Raw genomic sequence first — 10,771 nt, 5'->3', positions numbered from 1 at the left:
TACATAGCCACAACTGGCTAGGCGACCGGATCTTACACTCCTACGACGACATCCTCGATCGGTGTTGTGAGGACTCGAAACGCTTCGTCGCCCAACCCTGGCTCATCATGTCCATCGGACTGAGACAGTGGGCCTATCGGTTATGATCAATGCCAGTTGGTATCAAGCGTCAGTCCAAGCCGCCGGTGATGAACCTCCGCTCAGACAGGAACGAGAAAGTGCTGGCAGCGGATTAACATCCTGCCACCTTTCGATGGCAATCGACGTAGCGCTGGGGGCGTCCGCTGCTTTCGCCGAACCACACGACATGACGGAGGCGAGATTGGCCGAGACCCGCGCGGCAGCCCTTCCCGCCCTGAGAGCAGTGATTGAGCACATACGTACCGCCGAGCCTAGCGAGGACACCCGCGCCCTCGGGCTCGGGTGGTAGGCAAGATGCTACGGTGATGCGGAGAGTGTGACACGCCAATCATCAAATGAGAGCGTCCACCCCGGAGCATCCTGGCAAGATCCCTGCTCACGGGGCGGTACAGGACGATCAATATGGCGCTGAGTGGTCTCCCCCCGGCCGCGTGCCGGCACATGGACATGTTGATCGATCTGCTGAGCAGATTTCCGACCGGGCAAAGTGACCAAGCGGTTCGGGCGATGATCGAGCAATTAGATATGCTGGAGTACGAGGCGCGGTGGCAGGGGGCCAGTCCCGTAACACTCTCCGCTATTCAGGGGGCGAAAGTTCTCCTGGACGTTTCCGAACTGCAGCCTCGCCGCATGCGCGCGTTGTCATCGCCACATGATCGACGACGCGTCATAGGCGCGAAGCATTGAGGCGCCCCTGTACGGCCGACCACGACATCAGGGCGCGTGACCGACATATTCACATCCCCCGCTACGGATAGAGCTCGACCGTCTTCTCCGCTTCAGGGTCGCTGGAGCTATTCCTGTTCGGATTGAGTCGCGGGTAGCGGTGAGGCGCGCAGTCTGATTCGATTGCGCGTTTTCGAAGGAGAGCGCGATGCCTTTATCTATATTAGGTGTCGGGCTGCAAGGCGGGAGCGCAACTCTTGAAGCGCTCGCCGACCTGCCAGCTCATGCTGGCTGACAAGAGCTACGGCAGCAACGACATCCGCCGTCAGATCGGGGCGACAGGGGTAGCGCCCAACACAAGGAGCACATAATAACACCTGACTATGAAGCAGATGCGTCCAGGAGAAAACCGCTCAGCTTAAGATCGAGCCGTATAATTACGAGACCCTGCTGATCTTTGACCTCCATGTGCCACGGTTCTCCGCTTAGCATCTGCTCTGCCTTAGCCTTAAAGAGATCCCCGGCGAAACGAAATGCCTCAACACCAGCGGCTCGCATGTTCACGAATTCAACACCCTCATCGTCCGAGCTATTATCGTCGTCGTAGACGTGAAAATAATACCGAAGCATTCAGCACTCCGCACAATCAGGCGGAAGCGATTTTTCGCCCACGTTCGCCAGGACCTAACAGTATCAGATTGAGAGGAAGGAAAATACATCAAAAGTGTGATTTATCGACCATTGCGGAACATTCAGCTCCTCATCGAAGAATTTCTGAATGCTGACAGGATTGATCAGAAAGTAAAATTTATGCGCTGCGGGTTCTTAAGTCATCAAATGATGAAATCCTAAAGGTATTTTTTGATATACGCTCCCGATATCCATACATACGTCGAGGCGTGATGCAGCATGCACTGACCCGAAAGCTGGAATGCTTCGAGGCCCTGTCGGATGAAGATCGACAGGCCCTGGAGGGTCTGGTGCCACGCATCCGGCAGGTCGGTGCACGAGTCGATCTGATCCAAGAGGGTGACGAACCGGAGAACGTTCATCTAATCCTCGACGGCCTCGCTTGCCGCTACAAGGTGCTGCCGGATGGCAAACGCCAGATCATGGCCCTGATGGTCCCAGGGGATTTCTGCAATCTGAATGTGTTCATCCTCGATCAGATGGACCACAACATCGGCACGATCTCCGCGTGCCAGGTCGTCGACATACCGCGTCGGGCAGTCGACGAGATCACCGGGTCTCACCCCCAGATAACTCGGGCCTTCTGGTGGTGCGCCCTCGTCGATGAGGCGGTCCTGCGCGAGTGGTTGGTCAATCTTGGTGGCCGTACACCGGACCAGCGTCTCGCTCATCTCCTTTGCGAACTGCTGGTCCGGCTCGATGCTGTCGGGAAGGTCACGAACGACAGCTACGCCTTCCCGTTCACACAGGTGGAGCTTGCGGATGCAATGGGCCTCTCTGCCGTTCACGTGCACCGCACGCTGAGAGAGCTTCGTGATCTCGGCCTGATTACGATCAAACAGCGCGTTCTGACGATCCACGATGTTGAGAGACTGAAGGCGTTCTGCCGGTTCACGCCGAACTATCTCCATCTCAAGAACACCCGTTGGGGCGCGCGCCGGAGCGAGCCATGGCTGAATCAGCTCCGCGGAGGTTAGACATGGATGCGCGAGACAACGTCGAGACGTTGCTCGTGCTGCAGCCGATCATGGTCGACACTAGCAGCCCAGATTGCGAAGGGCGACCGGTCCTGGCCAACGGCTTGCTGATCGCGGTGTTGGTGCGCCTCGATACCCCGGGCCACGAAATGGGCAAGGGCTGGTTCGTCGAGGCGGCCTTCGGACGGCTTTTCGGGATCTCAGCGCCGATTTTCGCCACGCTGGAGGAGGCAACGCGATGGCTGCGACAGCACCAAAAAGCGTGACCGAACTCGGGACGTTGCAGAGCTTACTTCGCTTGGATGACACGAAACCGTTCCCGCAAAGGCCACGTGCAGCTCCGAACGTGCTTATTCAGAAGCTCGAACACGCATCCGATCTTGATGAGGCCGACAGAGTCGCGCTCCAGTCACTCTCGGACACGACTTGGCAGGTCGAGGCAGACTACGATCTCAGCCGTGAGGGGGACCGCCCTGAGGCTGTGCTGCTCGTGGTGGAAGGCCTCGCGTATCGCTACAAAATCCTGCCCGATGGCAAGCGCCAGATCCTGGGCCTGCTGCTACCTGGTGATTTCTGCGACCTCCATGTGACGATCCTGGCGCAGCGCGATCACAGCATCGGCACTTTCACCCCCTGCGAGGTGGCGTCGATCCCTCGCGCGACGATCCTCGACCTGATCACAACCAGTGCTCAAATCGCCAACGCCTTCTGGTGGGCCACCCTCGTGGACAAGGGGATCATGCGGGAGTGGATGACCAGCATGGGCCAGCGTTCAGCGATTAAGATGGTAGCGCATTTCTTCTGCGAATTGCTGGTCCGCATGCAGGCTATCGGTCGTGCGACGGCGAGCAACTACGAGCTACAGATGACGCAAAACGAACTCGCTGACGTGTTCGGGATTACAGTCGTGCATCTTAACCGCATGCTGCGCGATTTGCGCGACCAAGACTTGATCAGGCTGAAACGCGGCCGAGTAGACATTCCAGATGTCGCGCGCCTTGAAGCCTTTTGCGGCTTTAATCGAAATTACCTCCACTTGAATTCTCGCGAGACTCGTTAGGTTGCTATCGTTCCTGATATTGCAACACAAACAGCCATTTTAGGCCTCATCAAATGATGATGTTTTAAGTTTCGGATTTCGGAGAAAAGCAGTTGTCTTACGAATTTGCGATTTGAGCATGTCCAAATATCTCAGATTTCGACTCGAAGCGATCGCTCAAGCTTTGCACATACCTCTGACGCTTTTCTTGAAGATTTGTCGCAAAAAGAGATCGGCGAACTGGCCACACTGATGAAGCTGTGGCTTGCGATCGAAGATGCTCAGGCACGTTGGCATCCTCTAAAGGGGGCGCGTTAGGAAGCAAAGATACCAATCTAAAAATATACGACGACAAGCCTACAGTGTGTCCGGCCGGGTTACCAATAATAATATCAATTTCTTAAATCTAATAATAAGTATAACCAGCTTTCATATGTCTGATCGCTTCGAGCTTCAGTTCTCTGCCGCCTCGCTAAACGCCAAGACGACTTCCTGACCGGCCGTCGGCACGACAATTGCCCACACCATAGTGTGCCGCGAACGCAGCCGCTGCCATCGGCCTTCCGAAGAGGTAGCCTTGAGCTTCTTGACATCCCTTGGCCAGCAAGCGGCGGCGCTGCTCGTCGGTCTCAATCCCCTCGGCGATCACCTCCAGGTTGAAGCTGCGGCTCAGCTTGATGACTGCCCGCACGACTGCTGCATCCCGCGGGTCTTCGCACAGCCCGTTGACGAAGCTGCGGTCGATCTTGAGGCGTGTCAGAGGGAATCTTTTGAGCAGGCTGAGCGAGGCGTATCCCGTGCCATAATCATCGAAGGCGATCCCGACATCCAACCTGCGCAAGTCCCGTAGCGCAGTGACCACACCCGGATCGTTTCGTAGGATGATCGTCTCGGTAATTTCCAATTCCAATGCGCTCGCTGGCAGGCCGGTTTCGGTGAGCACTGAAGCGACGCGTTCGACAAGATCCCCGCGGCGGAACTGGGCTACGCATAAATTCACCCCGATCCGGAACGATGGTAGACCGCCGTCGCGCCACGCCCGAGCTTGGGCGCAGGCGGTGCGCAGTACCCAATCACCGATCCGAGCAGCGTCTGGTCCCTCGTCAAGGACGGTTAGGAACGCGGCTGGCGCCAGCAAGCCCAACTCGGGGTGTTGCCACCGGATCAAGGCCTCGGCACCTGTGAGTGCGCCGTCGGAGAGGCGTACCTGGGGCTGGTAGTGCAGCACGAACTCACCGCGCTCGACCGCTCTGCGCAATCCGTCGCGACAGGCTCGATCGCGCTGGGCGGCCTCGCGCATATCGGGCGTGAAGAGGCGGCAGCGTCCGCGTCCGTCCGCCTTGGCGCGGTACAGGGCGGCATCGGCGCAGATCACCAGATCCTCCTCACGCGCGCCGTGGGCCGGGCTGAGCGCGACGCCGACGCTAGCGCCAACACGCAGGACCAAGCCCTCGATATCATACGGCTCGGAGAGCGCAGCGATCGCCGCCTCAGCCGTGCCGACAGCCGCAACCGGGTCGCCGACGCCCGGCAGCACAACAGCGAACTCGTCTCCACCGAACCGAGCTGCAATACTGTCTGGACTAACGGTAATGCGTAGACGCCTAGCGGCGGTCTGCAACACGGCATCCCCCACGCTATGGCCGTGTGCATCGTTGATCTCTTTAAACCCGTCGAGGTCGATCATCAGGACGGCAGCCGCCCGCCCGCCCGAGATCGCCGCCTCGATCCGACCGCGCAGGACGGCGCGGTTCGGCAACTCGGTCAGCGGATCGAGGTGCGCAAGACGGAACAGACGGTCTTCGACGGCACGGCGCTGTCGCACATCACGCACGATCGCGCCAAAGGCGGGCTTTCCCTCCTCGCACCACGTCGACAGCGACAACTCGATTGGGAACTCATCCCCGTTCCGATGGCAGGCAATCAGTTCGACTGTGCGCCCGCTCAGACTACCGTCGGAGCTCGCCATCCGACGCAGGTCACCCTCGTTACCTCCGCGCATCCTCTCGGGTAAAATCAGGGCAACGGGCCGGTCCAATGCCTCAGGTACCGTATATCCAAACAGACGCTCGGCCGCCGCGCTCCAGACGGTGATCTGCCCGCAGCTATCCGCGCAGATGATTGCATCGGGCGAGGTCGCTGCCATGTGCTCGAACCGAGCTTGCAGGGCACAGCGGGCAACTTCGAGCCGGCGCAACTCCAGCCGATCAAGCGCAAGGCGGGCGAGGTCGGACAGGGTGCGCCGGTCGGCCTCGGTAAAGTCGGTGCGTGCCTCGGAGCCAGCGAGGCAGAGCGTACCAATGGCATGGCCGTCGGCGGTGCGTAGCGGTGCTCCCGCATAGAAGCGGATGAACGGCTCGCCGGTGACGAGTGGATTGTCTCTAAACCGTGGATCACGCGAAGCATCCAGCACCACAAGAACGCCGTCCTGCGCGATGGTCCGGTCGCAAAACGCGATGTCCCGGGTGGTCTCGCACAAGCCGATGCCAACTTTGGCATGGAACACCTGCCGATCTTTATCGACGAGCGAAACGAAGGCGGCAGGCGCGCCCAACAAGCGTGCGACAAGTTCGACGATGTGGGCGAGTACCGGATCAGGGGACGCGTTAAGCCAGTCGTGCGCAGCCAGCGCGGCGAGCGCCCGCAGGCGGGCTTCCTCGTCGAGCGAGGCAAGGGAATCGGACACCGTCTAACTCCGAGATCGGGGGGGGGAATTAGGATCACGATACCGGGCGGTCGAGCGCGTCGGGCGTGTCGGCGGCACGGTAGGCACTGGCTAGGTCGGCGAAGCGCTCGAAATCGGCGAGTAGCGCGCGGAACTCAGGATAGCCGGACGATGATAGGAAAGTACCCGCCAGGCAGTCGTCGAGTCGATCGAGTTCGGCGCGCAGGGCTTCGACAAGGGATCCAAGCGAGAGGCCGAGCGCGCGGATGTGTGACCGGCGCGAGCCGAGGTCGGCTCCGCTGGCGAAGGCTTGCGCCAGGGCGGTCGTGAGACGCTCTGCGCCCTCGCGACTCAGCTGCCCGGTGAAGGGGAGGATCTCGGCCATTGCTATCTTATGCGGCCCGGGTGGTGACGAGTAAGTGCTCAACCTCGGCGGTGAGGGGCTCAACCTGGGGTGATAGCTCCGAGGCCTTGGCCAACACCTGGCTCGCGGTCGCCCCCGTCCAGGTAGCAGAGAAAGCCTCGTACAGCGCATGCTGCTTGGCCGGGAATATCGGTGGTTCAAAGGCCTTGCGGGCGGTCGCGAGCTTGGCATGGATGACAGTGAGCTGTGCCTCATTCTCAGCAAGCCGAAAGGTGATATCAGAGCAGGTGCGGTGACTCAGCTGCTTGATCCCGAAGTCGGACGCCTCGCCCGTAATCTCGTTCATGGCAGCGAGCGAAGGGAGCCAGTTGGTTGCGACCCGCGTGACGCCGTGACGAAAACCGGCGGCCTTGTGGATAAATAGAACGCTTTGACCCACGCAGATCAAGGCAACAAGGCTAAAGGCGGCGGGCAGTGCAACCTTGAGGGAGAGGTTCGAGCGCATGCGGCAAAGCTCTGTTCGTGAAGGGCTGCTCGGCTTGACTTCGTGATACGACGCACCCGAGCTAAGCGTGCGCGTGTGACAATCCCACGGACGACGCTGATTGTTCGGGAAGGGGCGTCGGTCCTGAAAGGCTACCTCTATTGCCTAAAGTGAAATCTGGACGCCTAATAAAGTCTTAAATTAGCAACATTTATCGTATCTACCCGAAATCATCAAAAGATAAATTGGTATGTACCGGCGACGGATCCGCTTGTGACTGAACATAAAAGGAGCGAAACTGGATCTTCGTTGCTAAGCGCCGCGGCAAAACGTCCAACTCCCGTAGGATGGGACTTAACAGATCCTTACTTATCGAACTCCCATCGTAGCGCCCGCCAGTACACCGGGCAGGGCGACCGACCTTACGCGCTGCTTCACACTCGAATGGCGCGAAGGCTTGGATGACGCCGTCCATGTGCTATAAGGGACGGCAGCCGATCTCGTGGCGGTACTTAACGCTGTCGCCGCGGTAATTGATAGTGTTGCAGCGGAAGCGATTGCCAGCTGTAAGCGCGATGGAAGGCGCCGAGCGTCTCCCGGCGACTCTTCTTTCCTTGCATTGATCGCGGCCTCTGCCCAACAATCTCGACCGGGTCACGGCGAACTGAAGTCTATTGTCGCCAGAACGGATTGGCTTGATCAGCGATATCGTTTCTCTGATGCAGGAGGAACGATGCTGAGCAGCGCGCAGTGGCCTGAACTGAAGTCCTTAGTCAAGACTTGCCGGTTCAAGGCCAAGACATCCCACAGAATATCGCGGACGCTCTCAGACATCCTCTGACGGCATCAGAACAGGGCCAAGTGGCAGGCCATTCTAGGTCCTGAGGGCCTGAACCCAGTCAGCTTGGCGGTCATAATGTCAGAAAAGGTTAGATTTCCGCCGGTTCCCTTCGAAACGGCAAAGGTTGGAAGCAGATGCATTGGGCCATCGGCAATGGGTGGCTGACCCACAGGTTAGGTGGGATCGTTACTGGTGCTGTCCGGACCTGCGGGGTGATGCGGATGGGGGCCTGACCTAGCGGCGTCCGTGAACGACCATCGCGAGGAGGTAGCCGAGCGCGCCCGCCATCGTGGCCATCATCAGCGGGGACTCCTTGGCGTAGCTCGTCACCGTGTCGGCGCTCTGTCGGCAGGCGCGCTCGGCGTCGGGGATGGCGTCGCGACGCTGCTTCATGGCACCCTGCGCAAGGTCGGAAGCCTGGTCGGCTACGTCGCGCACAGCGTCCTTGGCCTGCCCGTACAGGTTCTCGACGTTGCCCTTGGCCTCGTTGGCGGCGCCCTTGGCCTTTGTATCGTGGTCGCCGGTGACGTCGCTGACGGCGCCCTGGACCTTGCCGCCGAATTCCTTCGCCACGCCGGTGAGGCGGTTCCCGTCCATGATCCTTCTTCCAGGTTGAGGCCGGGCGCGCGGGATGCGCGTCCGGTGGTTGGATGGGGGCTGTTACTTCTTGGCGCTCTTGCCGTGGGCCTTGGTCGAGCTCTCGTGTGCCTTCTCGGAGTGGCCGTGGGCCTCCTTCGAGTGCTTGGCGGCGGCGGTCTCGTCGCCCTTCTCATGGTGCTCGGCGGCGGTCTTGTGCGACTTGGCGGCGGCCTCGTGGTGCTTGGCAGCCTCAGCGTGCGCGGTCTTGGCCATAATGGGTTCCTCGGGTGGCACCGTCACGGTGCTCGTTGCGGTCATGTCGACCGGCGCGTCCGGATGGGAGGGATCCCGACCGGCATGCAGGATGTCCTCAGGTGCAACGCCTCAATGGGCGGGCAGCCTGCCGTCGGGGGTGTAGCGATCCACCGCCGAGGGAAGCTCCCGGGAGAGCCTGGAAAGGAGTTCGTCGCTCGAAAGGCCGGTCTGCTTCGTCAGGGTCGCGAGCAGGTCGGGGCCGAGGGCGGAATGCATATGCTCGGCCGGGATCTCGGTGTTCCGGCCCTGCCGGATCCATGAATCCGCAGCCTCGCCGTGACCGTTGCCACGGAAATGCTCGATAAGCTGGCCGAGGCCCCCACCGAGCAGTCCACCGGCGCCGACGCCGCCGAGGTTGCCCAGTATGCCGCCAAGGCCCGGTTGGCCGGGCGTAGCGCCGGAGGGGTTGGCGTCGGAGGCGCCCTTCAGCATCTCGGCGATCTTGTCCTTGTTCTGGTAGCCCGCCACGGCGAGCAGCCCGAGCAGGGCGGTCATCGAAGGAAAGCCGTCGTCCATCATCGTCTCCTCGTGGTGGGTTGGGCGCTCACCGCGACTGCGCGCGCCGTTCGTTGGTGGTTTCCAGGACGCGGTATCCGGCGATGGCACTGCGGCAGGCTTCGGAGACCCTTGCCATCTTGGCTCGGAAGCAGGCCTCGACGTGGTCGCCGTTCGGATCGATGCCGGCGCAAAGCCTGAGGTAATCACCGGTGCAGGCCGACCGTAGCGCCTCCTCGGAGACGCCGAGATCGCGGGCGTGAGCGGTCACGGTCGGCAGGGCCGCGAGGGCTGCCAGGCCAAGGATGCGGAACGGGATCATGGCGGTTGCGTCCGATGACGAGTGCATGCGTCGACGCGGGACGGGGACGGCCGGCGGCCGCCCCCGTGACGAGGCTCAGACCGGCTTGTGCGGGAGGGTGCCGGCAGTGCCGGTACGCTCGACGTTGCCGCGCTCGTCGGTGACCTCGACCTCGGTGTGGCGTACCTTGTCGGTGATGGTCTCGACGCGCTGGGCCGCATCCTTGCGGATACCGACCTCGCCGACGACACGGGCTTCCTTCGAGACCACCGCCTCCTCACGCATCTCGGTGGCTTCGATCACCTTGTCCTCGAACAACGCCATATCGCCCGGGGTCACTGCCCGATCGACCACGCGCCGGTCGACGTGCACGGTCTCGTCCCGCAAGGTGACGTTCTCGCTCACGGCCTTCTCGGCCGCGTAGGACCGGACCCGGACACGGCCGCTGTCGACCATGCGCTTGCCGACGTTCAGCCGCTCCTCGACCACCGGGATGTACTCCGTACCCCGAGCGCTCCCGTCCGCCGCAACGGCTTCGGTCGTTCCCGTCGCATGAAGGCCGGTGGTGCCGGTCGCGGCTGTCGGGGTGGTAGCGATGGCCGGCGCGCCGGTCGCCTGCCCGGTCCAGCCCTCCTTGCGCCAGGAGGCCTCACGCTCATCCATGTCGATCGAGCCGTGCTCCTCCAGGATGTCGTAGGTCCGCTCTGCGTATCCGTCCTCGACGGTCGCGGTCAGCATGGTCCCGCCCCGGTGCAGGCCCTCGGCGTGGAGGTGGCGATCCTCCTCAGGCATGAAGAACTCCTTCAGCGAGCCCCACATGCCTTCCTCCTGGGTCGTGACGGCGGCAGTACCGGCCTTGCTGCCGGACAGTATCCGAACCCCAACCTCGGGAATGCCAAGGGCAACGAGCTTCGCCTTGGCAGCGGTAGCCTCGGGGTAGGTGTCGTACATGGCGGTGATGGTCTGGGTCATGGTTCGATCTCCGATTCTTGTGCTGAAGCCAGGGCCGTGACGTGCCCCTCTGGGGACACGCGTTCGATCACGGCGTGCTGTCTGCGCAGCGTCACCGGCATCTCGACGTCTTCGTCCGCTGTGGTCTGGCGGACATGCACCTCCTCCCGTAGGACGAGGCGCTTCTCGACGACGAGGATCTCTTCGAGGACCGGGATGATGGTCACCCCGTTCTCCTCCCGGACCACCGGGGGCGTCTCGCC

The 10,771-nt window shown here is 61.4% G+C and carries 14 protein-coding genes; 4 read left to right on the top strand and 10 right to left on the bottom strand.

What is annotated here, in order from left to right:
* The first annotated feature begins 582 nt into the window (after positions 1-582).
* A complete protein-coding gene (locus MKK70_RS19305; protein ID WP_243932271.1) occupies positions 583-828 on the top strand; it encodes a hypothetical protein in 246 nt (81 codons plus the stop codon).
* A gap of 360 nt (positions 829-1,188) precedes the next feature.
* Here the strand turns inward: MKK70_RS19305 and MKK70_RS19295 are convergent, their stop codons facing one another.
* Entirely contained in the window at positions 1,189-1,437 is a 249-nt protein-coding gene (locus MKK70_RS19295; RefSeq protein ID WP_243932270.1) for a DUF6894 family protein, read from the bottom strand.
* 272 nt (positions 1,438-1,709) lie between these two features.
* On the opposite strand from MKK70_RS19295, the gene MKK70_RS19290 reads away from it, so the two are divergent.
* Genes MKK70_RS19290 through MKK70_RS19280 form a run of 3 tightly spaced genes read left to right on the top strand, consistent with a single transcriptional unit; the run spans position 1,710 to position 3,534 of the window.
* Positions 1,710-2,474: a Crp/Fnr family transcriptional regulator gene (locus MKK70_RS19290; protein ID WP_243932269.1), complete on the top strand. Its 765-nt coding sequence runs from the start codon at positions 1,710-1,712 to the stop codon at positions 2,472-2,474.
* Between the two features lie 2 nt (positions 2,475-2,476).
* Positions 2,477-2,740, top strand: a complete 264-nt coding sequence (locus MKK70_RS19285) for a hypothetical protein (protein WP_243949394.1) — start codon at positions 2,477-2,479, stop codon at positions 2,738-2,740.
* Positions 2,713-3,534, top strand: coding sequence for a Crp/Fnr family transcriptional regulator (locus MKK70_RS19280; protein ID WP_243949392.1), 822 nt, complete (start codon positions 2,713-2,715; stop codon positions 3,532-3,534). Before MKK70_RS19285 ends, MKK70_RS19280 begins: the two co-directional genes overlap by 28 nt.
* 451 nt (positions 3,535-3,985) lie before the next feature.
* Here MKK70_RS19280 and MKK70_RS19275 read toward each other — a convergent pair whose 3' ends face one another.
* From MKK70_RS19275 to MKK70_RS19235, 9 genes are all read right to left on the bottom strand, one after another.
* Positions 3,986-6,199 (bottom strand): putative bifunctional diguanylate cyclase/phosphodiesterase, encoded by a 2,214-nt coding sequence (locus MKK70_RS19275; RefSeq protein ID WP_243949390.1) that lies wholly within the window; start codon positions 6,197-6,199, stop codon positions 3,986-3,988.
* Positions 6,200-6,233: 34 nt separating this feature from the next.
* Positions 6,234-6,563 (bottom strand): hypothetical protein, encoded by a 330-nt coding sequence (locus MKK70_RS19270; protein ID WP_243932265.1) that lies wholly within the window; start codon positions 6,561-6,563, stop codon positions 6,234-6,236.
* A 7-nt stretch (positions 6,564-6,570) separates the two neighbouring features.
* Positions 6,571-7,047, bottom strand: a complete 477-nt coding sequence (locus MKK70_RS19265) for a hypothetical protein (RefSeq protein ID WP_243949388.1) — start codon at positions 7,045-7,047, stop codon at positions 6,571-6,573.
* A 1,054-nt stretch (positions 7,048-8,101) separates the two neighbouring features.
* The gene (locus MKK70_RS19260) at positions 8,102-8,464 is read right to left on the bottom strand and encodes a CsbD family protein (protein WP_243949387.1); all 363 of its coding nucleotides are present in this window, start codon (positions 8,462-8,464) and stop codon (positions 8,102-8,104) included.
* A gap of 63 nt (positions 8,465-8,527) precedes the next feature.
* Positions 8,528-8,719, bottom strand: coding sequence for a hypothetical protein (locus MKK70_RS19255; RefSeq protein WP_147726154.1), 192 nt, complete (start codon positions 8,717-8,719; stop codon positions 8,528-8,530).
* A 111-nt stretch (positions 8,720-8,830) separates the two neighbouring features.
* A complete protein-coding gene (locus tag MKK70_RS19250; protein ID WP_243949397.1) occupies positions 8,831-9,277 on the bottom strand; it encodes a YidB family protein in 447 nt (148 codons plus the stop codon).
* Between the two features lie 28 nt (positions 9,278-9,305).
* Complete coding sequence (locus MKK70_RS19245) at positions 9,306-9,578, bottom strand: hypothetical protein (RefSeq protein WP_243932262.1); 273 nt, start codon at positions 9,576-9,578, stop codon at positions 9,306-9,308.
* 75 nt (positions 9,579-9,653) lie between these two features.
* Positions 9,654-10,529: a YsnF/AvaK domain-containing protein gene (locus MKK70_RS30685; RefSeq protein WP_279603718.1), complete on the bottom strand. Its 876-nt coding sequence runs from the start codon at positions 10,527-10,529 to the stop codon at positions 9,654-9,656.
* A partial coding sequence (locus tag MKK70_RS19235; protein WP_243949386.1) for a DUF2382 domain-containing protein occupies positions 10,526-10,771 on the bottom strand: 246 nt, incomplete at its 5' end. The genes MKK70_RS30685 and MKK70_RS19235, both read right to left, overlap by 4 nt.

It is taken from the genome of Methylobacterium sp. E-041, assembly GCF_022829665.1.
In the GTDB taxonomy this organism is placed as follows: Bacteria; Pseudomonadota; Alphaproteobacteria; order Rhizobiales; family Beijerinckiaceae; genus Methylobacterium.
This window is presented reverse-complemented; position numbering and strand designations above follow the sequence as displayed.

Excerpts from the sequence above, each read along its gene's own strand:
- MKK70_RS19305 (WP_243932271.1), top strand. The coding sequence starts at position 583 with ATGGACATGTTGATCGATCTGCTGAGCAGATTTCCGACCGGGCAAAGT.
- MKK70_RS19295 (WP_243932270.1), bottom strand. The coding sequence starts at position 1,437 with ATGCTTCGGTATTATTTTCACGTCTACGACGACGATAATAGCTCGGAC.
- MKK70_RS19290 (WP_243932269.1), top strand. The coding sequence starts at position 1,710 with ATGCAGCATGCACTGACCCGAAAGCTGGAATGCTTCGAGGCCCTGTCG.
- MKK70_RS19285 (WP_243949394.1), top strand. The coding sequence starts at position 2,477 with ATGGATGCGCGAGACAACGTCGAGACGTTGCTCGTGCTGCAGCCGATC.
- MKK70_RS19280 (WP_243949392.1), top strand. The coding sequence starts at position 2,713 with ATGGCTGCGACAGCACCAAAAAGCGTGACCGAACTCGGGACGTTGCAG.
- MKK70_RS19270 (WP_243932265.1), bottom strand. The coding sequence starts at position 6,563 with ATGGCCGAGATCCTCCCCTTCACCGGGCAGCTGAGTCGCGAGGGCGCA.
- MKK70_RS19265 (WP_243949388.1), bottom strand. The coding sequence starts at position 7,047 with ATGCGCTCGAACCTCTCCCTCAAGGTTGCACTGCCCGCCGCCTTTAGC.
- MKK70_RS19260 (WP_243949387.1), bottom strand. The coding sequence starts at position 8,464 with ATGGACGGGAACCGCCTCACCGGCGTGGCGAAGGAATTCGGCGGCAAG.
- MKK70_RS19255 (WP_147726154.1), bottom strand. The coding sequence starts at position 8,719 with ATGGCCAAGACCGCGCACGCTGAGGCTGCCAAGCACCACGAGGCCGCC.
- MKK70_RS19250 (WP_243949397.1), bottom strand. The coding sequence starts at position 9,277 with ATGGACGACGGCTTTCCTTCGATGACCGCCCTGCTCGGGCTGCTCGCC.
- MKK70_RS19245 (WP_243932262.1), bottom strand. The coding sequence starts at position 9,578 with ATGATCCCGTTCCGCATCCTTGGCCTGGCAGCCCTCGCGGCCCTGCCG.
- MKK70_RS30685 (WP_279603718.1), bottom strand. The coding sequence starts at position 10,529 with ATGACCCAGACCATCACCGCCATGTACGACACCTACCCCGAGGCTACC.